This window comes from Curtobacterium sp. BRD11 (assembly GCF_031844345.1).
In the GTDB taxonomy this organism is placed as follows: Bacteria; Actinomycetota; Actinomycetes; order Actinomycetales; family Microbacteriaceae; genus Curtobacterium.
In genome coordinates, this window is the sequence record NZ_JAUZUZ010000003.1 from 187,949 (window position 1) to 206,263 (window position 18,315).

Below are 18,315 nucleotides of genomic sequence, written 5' to 3' on the forward strand. Positions count from 1 at the left end.
TCCGGATGATGAACTCGGCAGCGAACACGACCGACGACGTCTCGAAGTGGGCGTCGAACGCATTCACCCAGTTCGTCGACACCTGGCAAGCACCGATCACGATCGTCATCACGGTGATCGCGGCGATCGTCCTGCGGCTGATCCTCCGGCGCGTGATCAAGGGCGTCGTCGACCAGGTGGTCAACGGGGCGAAGCGCCGCCAGAACGTCGACGACACCCAGGCGCTCATCGCCTCGCCGGTGCAGACCGCCCGCGTCGTGCAACGGACCCGGACCCTCGGCAGTGTGCTCGAGAACCTGGCGACCGTCGTCGTCGTGGTCATCGCGCTGATCGTCATCGTCACCGCCGTGTGGCAGGGCGCGGCCGTCGGGATCGTCGGTGGCGCCTCGCTGATCGCCGCGGGCCTCGCCGTCGGTGCGCAGAGCATCGTGAAGGACCTGCTCTCCGGCGTCTTCATGATCCTCGAGGACCAGGCCGGCGTCGGGGACGTCGTCGACACCGGGCAGGCCACCGGCGTGGTCGAGAACGTGGGACTCCGCGTCATGCAGATCCGCGACGTGAACGGCATCCTGTGGTTCGTCCCGAACGGGCAGATCCTGCGCGTCGGCAACCTTTCCCAGGGCTGGTCGCGCGTGCTGGTCGACATCACCGTCCCGTACGACACCGACATCGACGCCGTGCAGGACGCCCTCCTCCGTGCCGCGGTGACGATGTCCCAGGAGCCGCGCTGGCGTCAGCGGATCGTCGAGAAGCCGGAGATCTGGGGCCTCCAGTCGATCTCCGACGCCGGGATGGTGTTCCGTCTCGTCGTCAAGACCCGCGCGTCCGAGCTCGACGTCGTCGGGCGCGAGATGCGCGTGCGGCTGAAGCGCGCCGTCGACGAGCTCGGCGTCACACTGCCCGCCATGGCGATGATCATGCCCGAGGGGTGGGAGAACGCCACCTCGATCAACGGCCTCCGGTCGGTCCGGACGCAGCCGACGCCCGCACCGACGAAGTCGCGCGGTGGGAAGCGTGGGAACCTGTTCGGACGGGCGATCCGCACCGACGACACCGACCGCGGCCAGGACCCCGGGAAGGACCACCAGTGAGCGACCTCACCCCTCCGGACCGGGGCGGCGTACCGGCGCAGCCGATCACGCTCCGCGTCGGCGAGCACGGCGCCAGCGCGACCGGCTCCCTGTACGAACGCATCGGCGGTGCTCCCACCTTCGACCGGCTGGTCCGACGCTTCTACGAGGGGGTGCAGCAGGACGAGGTCATCTGGCCGATGTACCCGGCTGACGACCTCGACGGTGCGATCTGGCGGCTGTCGGCGTTCCTGCAGCAGTACTGGGGCGGCCCCGGCACGTACAGCGAGGAGCGCGGGCACCCCCGGCTCCGGATGCGCCACAACCCGTTCCGCATCACCTCCGAAGCCCGGGAACGCTGGCTCCACCACATGCACGAGGCCGTCGAGTCGCTGGGGTTGGCGCCCCTCGACGAGGCCGAACTGTGGGCGTACCTCGACCGGGCGGCACACGCGATGACGAACACGTTCGACTGAGCGTCCTCGCCGCTCGATGCCGAGCCGGTCCGCTCGAACCCGGGCCGGTCCGCTCGGTAGCCGGCCGGTCCGCTCGGTATCCGGCTGGTCCGCTCGATGCCGAGCCGGACAGCGGGTTCGTCCTGTGGCGGTCGCTGCCGGGCGGGACGCGGACGGGAGGCCCGTGGCGGGGCCGCCACGGGCCTCCCGTCCGCCCCGCACCTGGGTTCAGCGGGCGGAGGACCCGCTGGCGAGGTCCTCGACCAGTGTTGGTCGGGTCGGGTTCCAGCCGAAGGCGGCGCGCGCGTGCGCGCCCGACGCCTCCTGGTGCAGCAGCAGGGCGTCCGCGTACGCGCGACCGAGCCGCTCCCGACTGTCGTCGGCACTCTCGGCGACGACCGGCGACCCGTGCGCGCCCGCTTCGGCGATCTCGCGCACGGTCGGGTTGTCACCGGTCGCGGCGACGACGTAGCCGTCCTGCTCCCCGCGCTGCACGGCGAGGACGTACAGTTCGCCGAGGTCGTCGACGTGCACCGTCGTCCACCGCTGTGACCCGTCGCCCACCAGCCGGACCTCGTGCTCCCCGTCGCCGACGAACATCGCCGGGATGCCCGCGCCACGGCCGTACACGATGCCCGGTGCGACGATCGTCGTCCGTGCGTCGCTCGCGCGGACCCGCGCCTCGATCGGGGCGCGCCACGCCGTGAGCTCCGGCGGGTCGACGGGCGACTGCTCCGAGATGTCGGTCGAGTCGCCGAACGTGAAGATGCCGCCCGTGTGCACGAACGGCTTCGACGTCCCCGAGAACGCCTCGGTCACCGTCGCCGTGAAGTCCGGGTCCACCGACTCGGCCGACGCGGTGTGGACGACGGCATCGCTCTCATGCGCGAGTCGGCGCACGAGCTCGGTGTCGGACAGGTCGCCGACGACCGCCTGGCCGCCGGCGTCACGGACCGCCTGCGCCTTCTGGTCGGAACGGACGACCGCGGTGACCTGGTGCCCGTGGGCGAGGAGTGCGCGGAGGACTGATGACCCGATGTACCCGGATGCGCCGGTGAGGAAGACGTGCATGACGCAACCCAACCATGCCGCTCACGGCGTTGACCGGGTGCCCGTCGGAGGTGTGGACGGACGAGGGCTCGTGCGCGACCGTGCAGGGATCGGCAGTGCCGCGGCGGCACTAGTGGTCGAGGCTCCAGGCGCGTCGCTTCACCAGGATGTGCCCGCGCGACGTCGTCAGGCGGCTCCAGGGGCCGGTCTCGAACAGCCGGACCGGATCGTGGCCGAGGAAGCCGAGGCTCTCCCCCGCGAACCCGGCTGCTGCGGGGACGTGCTCGATCCCGGGGACGGGACGGCCCCAGACCTCGGCGCGGATGCGGCGGACGATGGCGTCACCGGCGTTCGACGGGACGGCGTCCGCGACCTCGGCGATCCCGTCGCGGGCAGCGCGGCGGAGCAGCTCCGGCGAGACGTCGGGCAGCGGCACCCATCCCCCGCGGGGCGGCGAGATCGCGGCCCACGTCACGGTGTGCACCTCGTGCGGCAGCCCGACCTCGATCGGGGTCGGTCGCGTCGGGTCGGCACCGTCGGCACCGGCGGCGTCCTGTTCCTCGGCCAGCACACGGAGCCGCTCCCGCAGGGAGGCGAGCGGGACGACCGCGTCGATCGTCGCTGGCTCGGTCAGCGAGAAGGTGCGGAGACCGAGCACGGTCGGCAGCTCGTCGAGGAGCCCGACCGGGTAGAGGATCGCGGCGTAGACGGCGAGGACGCCGGAGTCGGCGATGAGCCGCACGGAGCCGTCCTCGATCCGGGCAGCGCGTCCGAGGTAGGTGCGGAGATCGCCGAGCGAAGCGGCGTCGGGAAGCGTGAACGAGGTGCCCATGTCGACACCGATCCTACCGGCGACGGGTTCGTAGACTGCGGGGGTGAACGGCGAACCCGACTTCCTCAGCACCCTCCGCCTGCAGGACACCGGCGCGAGCACGGGCGAGACGATCCTCACCGGTGCCAGCCACTGGTCGCCCGGCGGCCGGGTCTTCGGCGGACAGGTGCTCGCGCAGTGCATCGTCGCCGCGCAGCACACGATCGAGGACCGCGGCATCCACTCGATGCACGGGTACTTCCTGCGTCCCGGTGACATCGACGTGCCCATCACCTTCGCCGTCGAGCGCATCCACGACGGCCGCTCGTTCGCCACGCGCCGTGTCCAGGCCTACCAACGCGGTGTGCCGATCTTCTCGATGATCGCCTCCTTCCAGCGACCGGACGACGGACTCGAGCACCAGGACCCGTTCCCCGTCGGTACCCCCGATCCCGAGTCGTTGCCCTCGGCCGCGTCGATCCTGTCCGCGATCGACCACCCCGTGGCGCAGGCCTGGGCGGAACGCTCGATCGACCTGCGGCACGTCGAGGGCCCGGTGTTCGTCGACGTACAGGGCGAGCGCGTCCCGCACCAGGCGGTGTGGTTCCGCGTCGACGGTGACCTGCCGGAGGACCCGTCGCTGCACCGGGCCGTGCTCGGCTACGCGAGCGACATGTCGATCCTGGAGCCGATCATGCGGCGGCACGGCGTCGCCTGGGGCACGCCGGGAGTGAAGAGCGCGAGCCTCGACCACGCGATGTGGTGGCACCGCGACGGCCGTGCCGACGACTGGGTCCTGTACGCACAGGAGTCCCCGAGCGCCCAGGGCGGCCGGGGACTGGCGTTCGGGCGGATGTTCGCGCGCGACGGTCGGCTGCTGGCCTCGGTGGCGCAGGAGGGGATGCTGCGCGTGCCGCGCTGACGGCTGCCCTGCCCGCTCCTGGCGGACACACGGTGCCGCCCGTCCTGGCCGCCACGGGCTCGAGAACTGCGCCGGCGGTCCAGCCGGCTACGGGCTCGAGAACTGCGCCGGCGGTCCCGCCGCTACGGGCGGGAGAACTGCACGGGCGCTTCGACGAACGGCGCACAGGCGGCGCGCTCGGCCTCGGACAGGCGCCGAGGCCGGTTCGAGGCCGCGTCGACCATCACCAAGGCGGTCGTGGCGCGCGTGTAGAGCACCTGCGGCTCGACTCCGACGGGTGACCAGATCTCGTACGACACGTCGATGCTCGCGCCACCGATGCGTCCGATCCACATCTGCACGTCGAGCGGCCGGCGCAGGTACGGGATCGATGCGAGGTACTCGAGACGTTGTGCAGCGATGACCGTCATCGTCCCGGAGCCGGGCCGGCCGTCGATGATCGGGTCCGGCAGGTCGTCCTCCGGCGCGACGTCGGCGGGGTCGTGGCCCCAGAACCCCGCGATGCGCGCCTCCTCGAGGAGGCGCAGCATCGCGGAGTTGTTGACGTGGCCGTACGCGTCGATGTCGCTCCACCGGATGCGGACGGGAGCGTGCAGCCTCGCCACGGGTCAGTCGCGGGTGAGCTTGCGGTACGTCGAGCGACCGGGCTTGTTCGCGTCCGGGCCGAGGCGCACGAGCTTGTTCTCCTCGTAGGCCTCGAAGTTGCCCTCGAACCAGTACCAGTTCGGGGTACCGTCCTCGTTCACGCCCTCCCACGCGAGGATGTGCGTCGCGATGCGGTCGAGGAACCACCGGTCGTGGGTGATGACCACGGCACAGCCGGGGAACTCGAGCAGGGCGTTCTCGAGGCTGCCGAGGGTCTCGACGTCGAGGTCGTTGGTCGGCTCGTCGAGGAGCAGGAGGTTGCCGCCCTGCTTGAGCGTGAGCGCCAGGTTCAGGCGGTTCCGCTCACCACCGGAGAGCACACCGGCCTTCTTCTGCTGGTCCGGACCCTTGAACCCGAACTGCGAGACGTAGGCGCGGGACGGGATCTCGGTCTTGCCGACCTGGATGAAGTCCAGGCCGTCGGAGACGACCTCCCACAGGTTCTTGTTCGGGTCGATGCCGCCGCGGCTCTGGTCGACGTACGAGATGTCGACCGTGTCGCCGATCCGCAGCTGGCCGCCGTCGAGCGGCTCGAGGCCGACGATGGTCTTGAACAGCGTGGTCTTGCCGACGCCGTTCGGACCGATGACCCCGACGATGCCGTTGCGGGGCAGCGTGAAGGACAGGCCGTCGATGATGACGCGCTCACCGAACTGCTTCTGGAGCTTCTCGGCGTCGATCACCTGCGAGCCCAGACGCGGGCCCACGGGGATGACGATCTCCTCGAAGTCGAGCTTCCGCGTGCGCTCGGCCTCGGCAGCCATCTCCTCGTACCGGGCGAGACGGGCCTTCGACTTCGCCTGGCGGCCCTTCGAGTTGCTCCGGACCCACTCGAGTTCGCTGGACAGACGCTTGGCGAGCTTGGCGTCCTTCTTGCCCTGGACCTCGAGACGCTCGCGCTTCTTCTCGAGGTAGGTCGAGTAGTTGCCCTCGTACGGGTACAGGCGACCACGGTCGACCTCGGCGATCCACTGTGCGACGTGGTCGAGGAAGTACCGGTCGTGCGTGACGGCGAGCACTGCGCCGGGGTACTTCGACAGGTGCTGCTCGAGCCACAGCACGGACTCGGCGTCGAGGTGGTTGGTGGGCTCGTCGAGCAGGAGCAGGTCGGGCTTCTCGAGGAGCAGCTTGCAGAGCGCCACGCGGCGCTTCTCGCCACCCGAGAGGTTGGCGATCTGCGCGTCAGCCGGCGGGCACTGCAGCGCGTCCATGGCCTGCTCGAGCTGGGAGTCGAGGTCCCACGCGTCGGCCGCGTCGATCTCCTCCTGCAGGGTGCCCATCTCGGCCAGGAGGGCGTCGAAGTCGGCGTCCGGCTCCGCCATCAGCGCGGAGATCTCGTTGAAGCGGTCGAGCTTGCCCTTGATCGCACCGACGCCCATCTGGACGTTCTCGAGCACGGTCTTGGACTCGTCGAGCTCGGGCTCCTGCATGAGGATGCCGACGGAGAAGCCCGGCGTGAGCTTCGCCTCGCCGTTGGACGGCTGGTCGAGACCCGCCATGATCTTCAGGATCGTCGACTTGCCCGCGCCGTTCGGCCCCACGACGCCGATCTTGGCGCCGGGGATGAACGACATCGTGACGTCGTCGAGGATCAGCTTGTCGCCGACCGTCTTGCGGGCGCGGACCATCTGGTAGATGTACTCAGCCATATCGGCGCAAGTCTACTGACCCGGGCACGTCACCGCTCCCCCCTGCGCCGCGGCGCAGGGCGCGCGGGTCGGCGGCGCCGACAGGACCACGGTGGGGCGCGCGCCGAGGCGGCCGGCACCGGCAGGACGCGTGTGCCTCGCGCCGAGACGGCCGGCATGGGCAGGGCGCGGTTGTCGTGCGTCGCCGACGGTCCCGGTGATGACCCGTGCGACGACTCATGCGACGGCACGGGCGTCGGCGTCGCCGTCTGCCCCCGGCTCGGGCTCTCGGGATCCGGGCACGACCGGGGCGACCCCTCCGGCTGCCCGCGCCCCGCTGTCACCCGGGTCGCCGCCGTCCGCGACGCCGTCGCCCGGGATGCCGACGCTCAGGACGCCGCCGTCCCGGACGCCGTGGCGCGCCAGCACGGTCCCGTCTGCTGCCCCGGGCAGCGCATCGTCGCCGTCCCCGCCGAGCACGGGCGTCGCGTGGTCGTCCTCGGGCACCGTGCCCGTCACCTCGCCGGTGTCCGGGTCCACCGTCGGCACCCCCGGCGGCACCCCGGGACCCGCGTTGGAGTCGCCGACGTGCCGCGGGACGCGGATCCAGTTGCTGATGCCCCAGGCGAGGTCGTGCCCGATGCCGTCGGCGTCGATCTCGACCGCGGTCCCGTTCCGTCCGTCACGCTCCCAGGTGCGGATCCGGACGCGTCCGGTCACGAGGATGCGATCGCCCTTCTTCAGCGACTTGTGAACGTTCGCCGCGAGGGACCGGAAGGCGGTGACCGTGTACCAGTTCGTCGGACCGTTCGTCCACGACGACGTGCTGCGGTCCCAACGACGGGAGGGGGACGCCAGGCGCATGCTCGAGATGGCGATGCCGGTGTCGGTGACGAGGTGCCGGGGTTCGGTCGCGACGATGCCGCAGACGGTGATCGTGTCGTTCATGACTCGATCGTCTGCGAGCCCCGGGCCGCACTTGCGACCCGGGGCTCGATCTGTGAGCAGCCGACTCGTCGAGGTGGGCTGTGGAGGAAGACTCCCCCGAACCTCCGGGCTGGCGGGTCAGTGCGCGCGGAACTCGGGTCGGTCGGCGAGAGGCCCGAGCGCCGCGTGGACCGCACCCTTCGCGGTCTCCAGCGACGGGTAGGTCCCGCCTCGGCCCCGTCGACCGTAGAGCTCGACGTGGAAGCCGTCCGACGCGCGGCGGATGCTCCCGACCGCGCCCGCCGGACCGACGGCCACCCAGGTCCCGGTGTTGTCCATCATCGTTCGACCACCTCCTCGTGGCCCCGACGTCCGTGCCTCAGGACGCCAGGATGTACTGACTGTAGGCCTTGCGGACCTTGTTCACCTTGGGCAGCGCGACCGCGAGGCAGTAGCCCTGACCGGGGTTCTTCGCGAAGAAGTCCTGGTGGTGCTCCTCCGCACGGAAGAACGTACCGAGCGGCTCGATCGTCGTCACGATCCCGCCGTCCCAGATGTCCGCAGCGCGCTGCACCGCGTGCTCGAACAGCGCTCGCTGCTCGTCGTCCGCCGGGAACATCGCCGAGCGGTACTGGGTGCCGACGTCCGCGCCCTGGCGGTTCAGCTGCCGCGGGTCGTGGAGCGTGAAGAAGACGTCGAGGACGACGTCGGCGGGGATGACCGACTCGTCGAAGGTCACCGCGACCGCCTCGGCGTGACCGGTCGCACCGGTGCAGACCGCTTCGTACGTCGGGTCCTCGACCACGCCGCCGGTGTAGCCCGACACCACGTCCTGCACACCCTGCAACGTGCGGTACACCGCGTCGAGGCACCAGAAGCATCCACCTGCGAGCACGAACGTCGTCATGCGCGCCACCGTACCCTCCTGCGCTCACGGAACACGGGGCGGGGGTACGTCTCCTGCACAGCATCGTCCTCGCCGTGAGCGCTCCCCTGACGCCACTGCACGGCCGTGGAGTGTCGGTGGTCAGCCGTACCGTCGAGGCAACGAAGACCACGACGAACCAGCAGGAGGCACCCGTGCAGACCAGCACCGAACCAGCGTTCCGGATCCGTTCCACGCCGGTCGCACGCAGCCGTGGCGACCTGCGCGTGCTCGACGTGCGGGACGACCTCAGCCGGGTCACCCGCACCAACGGCGAGATCGTCGGGTACGTCGACCGCGTGGACGTCGCGGGCGGCACGGCCTACCGCGCCCGTCGCTACGTGGCGGTCGAGCGACGGTTCGTCGAGCTGCCGAACGTGTGGTCGGCGGACGACGCCGTCGACTGCCTGCGCTGGGGCTGACCAGCCGCCCGCGCACTTCGACCGCGCCGCTCGAAGGAACACCGCTGCGCGTGAGCGAACGCCGCCCCGATCGACGGAGCGCAGCCCGGCTCGACGGAGCGCAGCCCGGCTCGACGGAACGCCGTCCGACCTCCGCGGTTCTGCGTCGCACGCTGCGTAGGGTTCGCCCATGGACTGGTGGAACGACCTGACCGACTGGACGGCATCCGACGAGGGATGGCGCGTGCTGTCCGGCGCGATCATCCCCTTCGTCGCGATCGTCGTCGCCGGAGTGATCGCCGCGCTGATCGGACGCGCGGCAACGAAGCGCGTCGTCGCGCTCCACGACCGCGAGAGCCGGAACGCAGCGGTGGCGGGCGTGGTCACCGCGGCGCGCAAGGCCTCACGCTGGGGAGCACTCGGACACGAGGAACGTGCCTACGCCGACCACCTCGCCGAGGACGCCGACGTGCGGCTGCGCCTCCTGCCGGTGAGCGGTGCTCCGCTGGCCGCCGACTGGGTGCAGCACGAGATCGCCGACATCAAGCGGAACTCCTCGACCTTCACCTCGCAGGCAGACCAGTCGCTCGGCGAACTCCGCGACCGTCTGCTCGAGTGGAACGGCAAGCCAGGTCGCGCGAAGAAGCTGTTCAAGGCCGATCTCGAACGCTGGAAGTTCGATTCTCCGGACCCCGACGCCGACCTCATCGCCCGCCAGCAGGACTGGAACGCCGGTCAGCAGCAGCAGCAGCGGTCGGCCGAGGCAGACGCCAGCACGGCCCCGTCGCGCCCGACGCCGACCACCACCTCGCTCCGTCCTGCGCCGCAGCAGTCTCCCGTCGGTTCCCCTGCGGCGGGGACGTCGGCGAGCCGCACCTCGGGCCCGACCGCCGCGGCGACGGTCGACCAGGACGCCACCACCCCGATCGACGACGTCCGAGGTGCTGCCGACAACCGGACGCGCCCCTACGGCGACCGCGAGACGGTCCAGCTCGACGGCACGCCGGTCCGCCCTCCGCTCGGGTCGCCGATCGCGTCGGCGCGTCCGGGGAACGGCACGACTCCGAGCGCTCGGAACGACCTCGGCTCGCGCAGCGACGACTCCTCGGACTCCGGCGAGGTCGACGTGACCGATCGTGGCGGTGATGCCCGCTCCGACGACCGGCCGACCTCCGCGCCCCGGGTCGCGAGCCCGACGTCGGCTGACGCCCACGTGAACCGTGCCGCAACGTCAGCGACCGGGCTCGACCGGCCCGGGGCGGCGAACGCGACGCCGGGTGCTCGAGAGGACGACGACGCCTCGCCGTACACCCAGCCCATCAGCGCGAGCGAGCTGCGACGCCGAGCAGCCGAGGACGACTGAGACCTCCCCCGTTCGACGAGAGGCCGCCATCCCGACGGATGGCGGCCTCTCGTCGCGTGTGCCCCCGGCAGGAATCGAACCCGCGACACGGAGGGTAGAAACCACCTGCTCTATCCACTGAGCTACGGAGGCGAGCGGCGACGATTCTACCGCCGTCGGTCGTCGGGGCGCTGCACTGCCACGCACGAGGCCGGCGCTCGGCGATCGCGCCCGACCGCTCGTCCGTCCCGAGCGGGCGGAAGGGGTGCGGCGTGTGCCGCCGGTGAGCACGAAGGGCACGCCCGCCGGGGTCGCACCGGTCAGCCCGGACGACCGGCGCACCGAGCGGGCGGAACCGGTCCGCGCGGCACCGCCGGTCAGCAGGGAACGCCCGCCCGCGCGGAAACGCCCGGCAGCCCGGACGACCGGCGCACCGAGCGGGCGGAACCGGTCAGCGCGGCACCGCCGGACAGCAGGGAACGCCCGCTCGCGTGAGGGCACGCGCTGCCGGCGCGACCGACGTGGCGGACATGCACCGCGCCTCCTGGCCGAGCACGCCTGCACGGTGACCGGACGAGGCGGACGTGACCCGTGCCTCCCGACCGGGTCCGCTCAGAGCGCCTTCGCGACCGCCACCAGCAGCTGGTCCCGTGAGGGGACGCCCGGCGAACGGAAGACCTCGGCACCGTCGTCCCGACGCACGATGATCGTGGGGGTCGATCGGATGCCGAGGTCCTCTGCAGTGTCAGGGTGTGCCGCGACGTCGCGTTCGGTGACCCGGAGCCCGGGGACGAGCGCCGCTGCCTCACCGCTCACACGGCGGGCGGCTGCGCACGGGGCGCAGAAGGCGGAGGTCCAGAGGTCGAGCTGCACGGGACGGTGCAACGTGCGCGGCGCGCGATCTACTCCCGGTCGAACTCGCCGCTGCGGTCCCCGCGGTCCTGCAGGTCGTCGACCGGATCGGAGTCCGCGGCGTCGTACTCGTACTCGACCGAGGTCTGGTCGAGCACCTGACGGGTCGTGGTGGCCTTGTAGGCGAAGGCCGTCTGCAGGCCCTCGACGTCCGCGTACACCGTGACCTCGTCGTCGACCGCGTCGCTCGTGGCGGTGCGGGTGTCGGTCGTGCCGTCGAAGGGACCGCCGTGGAAGATCGCGGTGTACTCGTCGCCCTCGTGGATGGTGATGTCGCTCATGCGTCCCTTCTACCAGGGGCGCCCTGTTGACGGATGTATAGCACCGCTATATAGTTCAGACATGGAAGCATCACGGGCGCAGGCGCTGGAGACGCTGATCATCTCGGTCAACCGCTTGGTCCGTGCTGCGGCGCAGGCCTCCGGCGACTCAACCTCGGCCGCGGTCTGGCGCACGCTCGGCATCCTCGAGACCGAGCAGCCGCTGCGCCTCGGTGAGCTCGCCGCCGCGTCCCGTGTGGCACAGCCCACGATGACCCGGATCGTCGCCGGCATGCTCACCGACGGTCTGCTCTCGCGCACCGTCGACCCCGACGACTCACGCGGACAGCTCATCGAGCTCACCGACGCAGGGCGCGAGCGGCTCGCCACCTGGCGCGCGACGATCGCCGACTCCGTCGGACCGGTCTTCGCCGACCTCGACGACGACGACTGGGACGTCCTGCGCGACGCCGCCGCCATCATCGCCTCGCGCACCACCACGAACCCCACCAGAACGGAGATCCACGCGTGAACGCCCACGCACCCGCTGCGTCCGGCAGCATCCTCAAGCAGTCGTCCGCCGTCTGGGCGATCGCGTTCGCCTGCGTCGTCGCCTTCATGGGCATCGGCCTGGTCGACCCGATCCTCCCCGCGATCGCGACGTCGCTGCACGCCACCGCCGCGCAGACCGAACTGCTCTTCACGAGCTACCTCGCGGTCACCGGCGTCGCCATGTTCTTCACCAGCTGGGTGTCGAGCCGCATCGGTGCGAAGAACACCCTGCTCATCGGGCTCGCGCTCATCGTGGTCTTCTCGGTGCTCGCAGCGACCTCGGGCAGCGTGTGGAACATCATCGGCTTCCGCGCCGGTTGGGGCCTGGGCAACGCGCTCTTCATCTCCACCGCACTCGCGACCATCGTCGGTGCAGCGTCCGGCGGCACCGCGTCGGCGATCATCCTCTACGAGGCAGCGCTCGGCCTCGGCATCGCCGTCGGGCCCCTGGTCGGCGGACTGCTCGGGTCGGTGAGCTGGCGCGGTCCCTTCTTCGGCGTCACCACCCTGATGGCGATCGCGTTCATCGCCGTCGTCGCGCTGCTCAAGACCTCCGGACTCGAGAAGCCCACGCCGACCAAGCTCTCGGCACCGTTCCGCGCCCTCGGACAGCCGGCGCTCGCGGCCCTCGCGGTGACCGCGCTGTTCTACAACATCGGCTTCTTCGTGCTGCTCGCGTACACGCCGTTCCCGCTCGGCTTCGGCGCACTCGGCATCGGTTTCACCTTCTTCGGGTGGGGCGTCGGGCTCGCGATCACCTCCGTGTGGGTCGCCCCGATGCTGACCGCGCGCATGCGCCGCACGACCGTGCTGAAGATCGCGCTGCCGCTCCTCGCCCTCGACCTGTTCGCCGCGGCGGTCGTCGTGACCTCGCAGGCCGGGCTCATCATCTGCGTGGTCATCGGTGGCCTCGTGCTCGGTGTCCTCAACACGGTGCTCACGGAGTGCGTGATGGAGGCGACGGACCTCCCCCGCTCGGTGGCATCGAGTGCGTACTCCGCGGTGCGCTTCATCGGCGGTGCGATCGCCCCCCCCGTGGCGACGCTGCTCGCCGACTCGTTCTCGCCGTCGGCGGCCTACGTGTTCGCCGGGGTCTCGGTGGCGGTCGCGTTCGTGGTCGTGGTGCTGACCACCAAGGTGCTGCGGCGGGTCGACGACGGGGCCGAGGCGGAGCGTGTCGAGGCCGAGGCGATCTCGGCTGGCGAGATGGTCTGAGTCGACACGAGCGCGGGTGGGCGGTGAGCCCGCTCGCGCTCGGTGCGAGCGCGGGTGGGCGGTGAGCCCGCTCGCGCTCGGTGCGAGCGCGGGTGGGCGATGAGCCTGCTCGAGCTCGGTGCGAGCGCGGGTGGGCGATGAGCCTGCTCGAGCTCGGCGCGAGCGCGGGTGGGCGGTGAGCCTGCTCGCGCCCGGTGCGCTTCGCTGCGGGCGAGGGCTGCGGTCGGGACTCGGGTCCGGTCGCGGGTCTCGCCCGTTCGTCATGTGCGGGCGCGCGTGGGCGAGTGGATGGAGATTCAAGGGTGGACCCGTCGGGCGCGCTGGGAGGGTCCTCGGGGCCGAGTGCGCTCGGCAAGCCGCGCGAGCCGCGCGAGCGGGCAGGATGCGCCGGGCCGACGCCGTCCGCCCGACCGGTTCCGCCCGCTGGGCAACCGGAGGACGGGCCGGAGCAGATCGTCGGACGCGGGTCGAGCCTCCAGACCGGTGGTGAGGGCAGCCGCGTGAACGCGAGCGGGCGGAAGGCGAGCCCTGATGATCGCCCGGTCGACGATTCCGCCCGCGCGCCTGGACCGGCCGACCTGGAGGCGCGCCGTGACACTGCAGGGACCGCCCGGTCGCCAGCGGGCGGATCCTGCCGCCGTTCCGGATCGCAGCTGCCGGTTCCGCCCGCTCACGGACCGACCGGGAGGCACGGTGCACGTCGAGCCGCACCGCGCGCCGCGAGCGGGCGGATCCTGCCGCCGTTCCGGATCGCGGCTGCCGGTTCCGCCCGCTCACGGACCGACCGGGAGGCACGGCCCACCTGGATCCGGACCGCGCGCGCCGCGAGCGGGCGGATCCTGCAGACGGGTCGTCTCGCGGCTGCGGGTTCCGCCCGCTCGGCCAGGTGCAGCCGTGCGGCCACGACGTCCCGGTGTCGCCTCGAGCGGAGCCGGCACGGTGCCGACCGGGATCGCTCCACAGCCTCGGGACCGGGCGCGGGAGCGTCACCCGTGCGGAATAGGATCGAGGACATGGCAACTGCGAACGACCGCCTCGTCTGGATCGACTGCGAGATGACCGGCCTCGACGTCGAGGTCGACCAACTCGTCGAGGTGGCCGTCGTCGTCACGGACTTCGACCTCGTCCCCGTGCACCCCGGGTTCGACATCGTGATCAAGCCCGACCAGTCGGCGCTCGACAACATGAACGAGTTCGTCACGAACATGCACGCGACCTCGGGCCTCGCCGAGGCGATCCCGGACGGTGTCTCGCTGGCGGACGCCGAGTACCAGGTGCTCGAGTACATCCTCCAGCACGTCCCGGCCGAGGGCAGCGCGCCGCTGGCCGGCAACACGATCGGCACGGACCGCGCCTTCCTGTCGAAGTACATGCCCCGCGTCGACGGGCACCTGCACTACCGCAGCGTCGACGTGTCGAGCATCAAGGAGCTCTGCCGCCGCTGGTTCCCGCGCGTGTACTTCAACGCGCCGGAGAAGCACGGCGGCCACCGCGCCCTCGCGGACATCCTCGAGTCGATCCGCGAGCTCGAGTACTACCGTCGCGCCGGCTTCATCCCGGAGCCCGGCCCGACGACCGAGGACGTCCGCGCCGTCGCGGCCGAGGTGGTCGAGAAGTGGGAACCGCGGCTCGGGCAGCCCACGGCGGAGTAGCGACACGCGTGGTCGTCGCGGCCTCCGGCATGTACTACTATTGAGTGGTCGCGCCGGTCAGCCGGTTCGGACATGGTGGATATAGCTCAGTTGGTAGAGCGCCTGGTTGTGGTCTAGGAGGTCGCGGGTTCGAGACCCGTTATTCACCCCAGAAGTCGAAGGCCCCGTCCCGAAGGACGGGGCCTTCGCAGTTCTCGGATGGTCGTGTGCCACCATCGAGTCCGTGATGGAGATGTCCGCCGACGAGTTCGAGCAGCTCGTGACCGACGAGCTCGAACGGCTGCCCGACGAGATGGTCGACGGGCTGGACAACGTGGTGTTCGTCGTCGAGGACGAGCCCGAGGACGGCTCCGACCTGTTCGGGTACTACGACGGGGTCGCCGCGACCGAGCGCGGGCAGTACGGGTTCGGCGAGCTCCCCGACCGGATCGTGGTGTTCCGGAAGCAGCACCTCGAGGAGTGCGACACCGTCGAGGAACTTCGGGACGAGGTGCACACCACGCTCGTCCACGAGATCGGGCACTTCTACGGCATCGACGACGCTCGGTTGCACGAGCTCGGCTGGGCGTAGAGGCGCCCGGCTGCCGACTCCCGCTGAGCCGAGACTCGCGCTGGCGGACGGTTTCGCGGTCCCGGAGGCGCGAACGTGTCCGCGGGGCCGAGACTCGCGCTGGCGGCACGCGCCGCGCGCGGCGCGCGCGGCGCGCCGCGCGCACGCGTGCGCACGCGCCGCGGCCGCGCGCGGCGCCCTCAGAACCGCGTCGGCCCCACCTCGTGGTACCGCTCCCACGCGTCCACCGGCCCCCGCCCGTGCAGCACGTACTCCCCCACGAGTCGCTCCTTGTAGACGGCAGGGTTGTGCGACGCCACCACCCGGGCGTTCCGCCAGTGCCGGTCGAGCGCCCGCGTCCGGTCGGCCGCCGAGGCCCCACCGACCTCGAACAACTCCGTGGCCGCCTGCAGCACCCGCGGCCCGACCTCGACCTGCGCCTGGTAGACGGCGTTCTCGGCGGCATCGAGCAGTGCGTGGTCGACGCCCACCCCTGGCTCGTTCGTCGCCACGACCCCGTCGAGCAGCCCTGCCGCCGCGACGACGAGCGACCGCGCGGTGAACGCCCCCGCCGACAGCCGTCCGAGCACGGCCAGCACCTGCGGGTCCTCCCCCGGTACGGCGGCGTTCGCGTGGATGTACGTGCGGGTCCGCGGCCGGACGAACGCCACGGCGTCGTCGACGACGGCCTGTCCGATCCCGGCGAGGACCGCCAGCAGGTACAGCTGGTAGAAGGCCTGGATGTGCGAGAGCGGCGCGTCCCGGTAGGCCGAGACCACCGCCGGGTCGACCGCGACGCCGTCGAAGACGGTCGTCCCCGAAGCGGTGAGGCGCTGCCCGAAGCCGTCCCAGTCGTCGACGCCGGTCACACCCGGTGCACCGGTCGGCACGGCGAAGGTCACCCGCTCGCCGTCGCGGTCGGCCGCCAGGTAGATCCAGTCGGCGTAGAGCGTGCCGGTCGAGTAGAACTTCCGCCCGTCGAGCCGCCACGTGCCGGAGTCGTCGGGAGCGACGGTCGTCGAGATGTCCGCCAGCGTCGTGCCGGTCCGCTCCGAGGTCGCGTTCCCCACGATCGCCCCGTCGACGATGCGCTGGAGCCACTCGTCCCGAGCGGGCGAGTCCGGACGCAGGAGCACGAGCTCCGTGTACCCGAAGTGTCCCCGCCACAGGTGCGCGATGTTCGAGTCCGCCGCCGCGAGGTCCGCCACCAGGTGCGCGAGCTCGACGAGCGTCACGCCGAAGCCACCGCGTTCCTCGGGCACGCGCAGCCGCCCGAAGCCCGCGTCCGCCAGCGCGCGCACCTCGGCGTGCGGGAGGTCGCGGTCGCCAGGGGTGCCGGACGCCAGCTCGCGCGCGACCGCGCCCTCGCGGATCGCCTCGACGACCGGCGCGAAGCGCGCACGCAGGACTGCGAGACGGTCGGCCGGGAGGCGCGGCTCACCCCCGGCGCTCACTGTCACGTCCTCCGGACGGTCGCTCGGGAGGCCCGGCGCACCCCCGGCGCTCGTCGTCACGTCCGTCATGCGGTCACCTCCACGGCGTCGCGCGCCTCGTCCGCACCGGTCCCGGCCGCGCCGCCGGAGAACGCGCCGCGCCACCGCCTCGCCGGGTGTGAGTCGGGCAGCTGCGCGTGGCCGAAGAGCTTCTCGCGGAGGGTGCCCTCCCGGTACTCCGACTGCATGAGTCCGCGCTCCTGCAGGGTCGGCGCGATGTGGTCGACGAACTCCTCGTACGAGCCGGGCAGCGTCCAGTTGATGACGTTCACGCCGTCGACCCCGACCCGCTGCCACGCGGCGAGCTCGTCCGCGATCTGCTCGGGCGTCCCGACGACCCGGGCGCGGAGCTTGGCGGAGAGCCGGGCGAGGTCGGCGATGGTCGGCTCGCGGTCGCCGGCGGCCTCGCGGAGCCACTGCAGGTGCGACTGCCCGGCCTGGGTCCGGACCTCGGACAGCGGGGTCGCCGGGTCGAGCGGCTCGCCGGTGTCCGGGTCGAAGCCGAGGTTCGAGTGCACGAGGAAGCCGTCGGCGGCCAGGTACTCGTCGATCTCCGCTTCCTTCGCCTTCGCCTCGGCCTCGGTGGATCCCGTGACGAAGGTCAGGCCGAGGAAGAACGCGATGTCCTCGCGGCGTCGGCCGACGGCGGCGGCGAGGTCGCGGGTCTCGCGGATCAGCTGCTCGGTGGCGTCCCGGTTCGAGGTGAGGATGAACTGTGCCTCGGCGTTCCGCGCGGCGAAGGCCCGGCCGGCCGGCGACGACCCGGCCTGGAACAACACGGGCGTCCGCTGGGGTGACGGCGCGCTGAGGTGCGGCCCCTGCACGTCGTACCGCTTGCCGTGGTGGTCGATGCGGTGCACCAGCTCCGGGTCGGCGTAGCCGCGCACCGGGTCCTTGAGCACGGCGCCGTCCTCCCACGACCCCTCCCACAGCTTGGCGCAGACCTCGAGGTACTCCTCGGCCCAGGCGTAGCGCTCGTCGTGCTCCTCGAGCCGGTCGGCGCCGAAGTTCCGGGCGGCGCTGTCGAGGGCGCTCGTCACGACGTTCCACCCGATGCGGCCGCGGGTGATGTGGTCGAGCGTCGACACCTTGCGGGCGAAGTCGAACGGGTGCGCCTGGATGACGCTCGAGGTGAACGCCAGGCCGAGGTGCTCGGTCGACACGGCGAGCGCGGAGAGCAGCACGGACGGGTCGTTCGAGGGGATCTGCAGCCCCTCGCGGAGGTTCGTCGCGTAGTCGCCGCGGGCGGGGCCGTACGTGCCGACGACGTCCGCGAAGAACATCGCGTCGAACTTCCCGCGCTCGAGCGTCCGGGCGAGGTCGGTCCACAGCGTGACGTCGTCGAAGTCCGCCTGCCGGGCGTCCGGGTGCCGCCAGAGGCCGTGCTGGATGTGCGACGTCGTGTTCATGACGAAGGCCGCGAAGCGCAGCGGACGGGTCGGTGCATCGCTCATGCCCCCCATGGTGTCCGGGGAGCCACCGCCGACGGTCATGACGTGACCTCG

At 71.7% G+C, this 18,315-nt stretch carries 20 protein-coding genes and 2 tRNA genes; 10 read left to right on the forward strand and 12 right to left on the reverse strand.

Translation table 11 applies throughout. The features are described from left to right. The first annotated feature begins 5 nt into the window (after positions 1–5). Positions 6–1,091 carry a mechanosensitive ion channel domain-containing protein gene (locus Q9R28_RS08795; protein WP_311205908.1) on the forward strand — a complete coding sequence of 362 codons (1,086 nt, stop codon included), beginning with the start codon at positions 6–8 and terminating at the stop codon, positions 1,089–1,091. Positions 1,092–1,135: 44 nt separating this feature from the next. Then, a complete protein-coding gene (locus Q9R28_RS08800; protein WP_066657907.1) occupies positions 1,136–1,546 on the forward strand; it encodes a globin in 411 nt (136 codons plus the stop codon). A gap of 207 nt (positions 1,547–1,753) precedes the next feature. On the opposite strand, the gene Q9R28_RS08805 is transcribed toward Q9R28_RS08800, so the two are convergent. Further along, on the reverse strand, positions 1,754–2,596 hold the full coding sequence (locus Q9R28_RS08805) for an NAD(P)H-binding protein (protein ID WP_066653078.1): 843 nt from the start codon (positions 2,594–2,596) through the stop codon (positions 1,754–1,756). 109 nt (positions 2,597–2,705) lie between these two features. Continuing rightward, a complete protein-coding gene (locus Q9R28_RS08810) occupies positions 2,706–3,407 on the reverse strand; it encodes a hypothetical protein (RefSeq protein WP_209683494.1) in 702 nt (233 codons plus the stop codon). Between the two features lie 43 nt (positions 3,408–3,450). Between Q9R28_RS08810 and Q9R28_RS08815 the strand changes: the two genes are divergently transcribed. Continuing rightward, positions 3,451–4,308: an acyl-CoA thioesterase II gene (locus tag Q9R28_RS08815; RefSeq protein ID WP_066653071.1), complete on the forward strand. Its 858-nt coding sequence runs from the start codon at positions 3,451–3,453 to the stop codon at positions 4,306–4,308. A 122-nt stretch (positions 4,309–4,430) separates the two neighbouring features. Here Q9R28_RS08815 and Q9R28_RS08820 read toward each other — a convergent pair whose 3' ends face one another. The 5 genes from Q9R28_RS08820 to msrA form a co-directional block, all read right to left on the reverse strand. Further along, positions 4,431–4,913, reverse strand: a complete 483-nt coding sequence (locus tag Q9R28_RS08820; protein ID WP_251154763.1) for a thioesterase family protein — start codon at positions 4,911–4,913, stop codon at positions 4,431–4,433. A gap of 3 nt (positions 4,914–4,916) precedes the next feature. Beyond that, positions 4,917–6,602 carry an energy-dependent translational throttle protein EttA gene (gene ettA / locus Q9R28_RS08825; RefSeq protein ID WP_209683500.1) on the reverse strand — a complete coding sequence of 562 codons (1,686 nt, stop codon included), beginning with the start codon at positions 6,600–6,602 and terminating at the stop codon, positions 4,917–4,919. Between the two features lie 216 nt (positions 6,603–6,818). Then, positions 6,819–7,529, reverse strand: coding sequence for a single-stranded DNA-binding protein (locus Q9R28_RS08830; protein WP_209683502.1), 711 nt, complete (start codon positions 7,527–7,529; stop codon positions 6,819–6,821). A 117-nt stretch (positions 7,530–7,646) separates the two neighbouring features. Beyond that, complete coding sequence (locus Q9R28_RS08835) at positions 7,647–7,850, reverse strand: hypothetical protein (protein WP_081984725.1); 204 nt, start codon at positions 7,848–7,850, stop codon at positions 7,647–7,649. 37 nt (positions 7,851–7,887) lie between these two features. Continuing rightward, the gene (msrA, locus tag Q9R28_RS08840; protein ID WP_066653055.1) at positions 7,888–8,415 is read right to left on the reverse strand and encodes a peptide-methionine (S)-S-oxide reductase MsrA; all 528 of its coding nucleotides are present in this window, start codon (positions 8,413–8,415) and stop codon (positions 7,888–7,890) included. Positions 8,416–8,489: 74 nt separating this feature from the next. On the opposite strand from msrA, the gene Q9R28_RS08845 reads away from it, so the two are divergent. Beyond that, complete coding sequence (locus tag Q9R28_RS08845) at positions 8,490–8,855, forward strand: hypothetical protein (protein WP_209683505.1); 366 nt, start codon at positions 8,490–8,492, stop codon at positions 8,853–8,855. A gap of 169 nt (positions 8,856–9,024) precedes the next feature. Next, on the forward strand, positions 9,025–10,197 hold the full coding sequence (locus tag Q9R28_RS08850; protein WP_311205910.1) for a hypothetical protein: 1,173 nt from the start codon (positions 9,025–9,027) through the stop codon (positions 10,195–10,197). Between the two features lie 59 nt (positions 10,198–10,256). Here the strand turns inward: Q9R28_RS08850 and Q9R28_RS08855 are convergent. From Q9R28_RS08855 to Q9R28_RS08865, 3 genes are all read right to left on the reverse strand, one after another. Next, positions 10,257–10,329: transfer RNA gene (locus Q9R28_RS08855), tRNA-Arg, on the reverse strand. Positions 10,330–10,788: 459 nt separating this feature from the next. Next, positions 10,789–11,049 (reverse strand): co-chaperone YbbN, encoded by a 261-nt coding sequence (locus Q9R28_RS08860; RefSeq protein WP_066653047.1) that lies wholly within the window; start codon positions 11,047–11,049, stop codon positions 10,789–10,791. A gap of 29 nt (positions 11,050–11,078) precedes the next feature. After that, the gene (locus Q9R28_RS08865) at positions 11,079–11,369 is read right to left on the reverse strand and encodes an oligoribonuclease (RefSeq protein WP_311205911.1); all 291 of its coding nucleotides are present in this window, start codon (positions 11,367–11,369) and stop codon (positions 11,079–11,081) included. A 61-nt stretch (positions 11,370–11,430) separates the two neighbouring features. Between Q9R28_RS08865 and Q9R28_RS08870 the strand changes: the two genes are divergently transcribed. The 5 genes from Q9R28_RS08870 (at position 11,431) to Q9R28_RS08890 (ending at position 15,338) form a co-directional block, all read left to right on the forward strand. Beyond that, complete coding sequence (locus Q9R28_RS08870) at positions 11,431–11,880, forward strand: MarR family transcriptional regulator (protein ID WP_311205912.1); 450 nt, start codon at positions 11,431–11,433, stop codon at positions 11,878–11,880. Then, positions 11,877–13,115: an MFS transporter gene (locus Q9R28_RS08875; RefSeq protein WP_311205913.1), complete on the forward strand. Its 1,239-nt coding sequence runs from the start codon at positions 11,877–11,879 to the stop codon at positions 13,113–13,115. Before Q9R28_RS08870 ends, Q9R28_RS08875 begins: the two co-directional genes overlap by 4 nt. Positions 13,116–14,128: 1,013 nt before the next feature. Continuing rightward, positions 14,129–14,767 carry an oligoribonuclease gene (orn, locus tag Q9R28_RS08880; protein WP_066653036.1) on the forward strand — a complete coding sequence of 213 codons (639 nt, stop codon included), beginning with the start codon at positions 14,129–14,131 and terminating at the stop codon, positions 14,765–14,767. 75 nt (positions 14,768–14,842) lie between these two features. Then, positions 14,843–14,918 (forward strand) — tRNA-His (locus tag Q9R28_RS08885). A gap of 75 nt (positions 14,919–14,993) precedes the next feature. Next, positions 14,994–15,338 (forward strand): metallopeptidase family protein, encoded by a 345-nt coding sequence (locus Q9R28_RS08890; protein WP_311206000.1) that lies wholly within the window; start codon positions 14,994–14,996, stop codon positions 15,336–15,338. 179 nt (positions 15,339–15,517) lie between these two features. Here the strand turns inward: Q9R28_RS08890 and Q9R28_RS08895 are convergent, their stop codons facing one another. Continuing rightward, on the reverse strand, positions 15,518–16,840 hold the full coding sequence (locus tag Q9R28_RS08895; protein WP_311205914.1) for an acyl-CoA dehydrogenase family protein: 1,323 nt from the start codon (positions 16,838–16,840) through the stop codon (positions 15,518–15,520). After that, positions 16,837–18,264 (reverse strand): LLM class flavin-dependent oxidoreductase, encoded by a 1,428-nt coding sequence (locus Q9R28_RS08900; protein WP_066653028.1) that lies wholly within the window; start codon positions 18,262–18,264, stop codon positions 16,837–16,839. The genes Q9R28_RS08895 and Q9R28_RS08900 overlap by 4 nt, the downstream gene beginning before the upstream one ends. Positions 18,265–18,315: the final 51 nt, after the last annotated feature.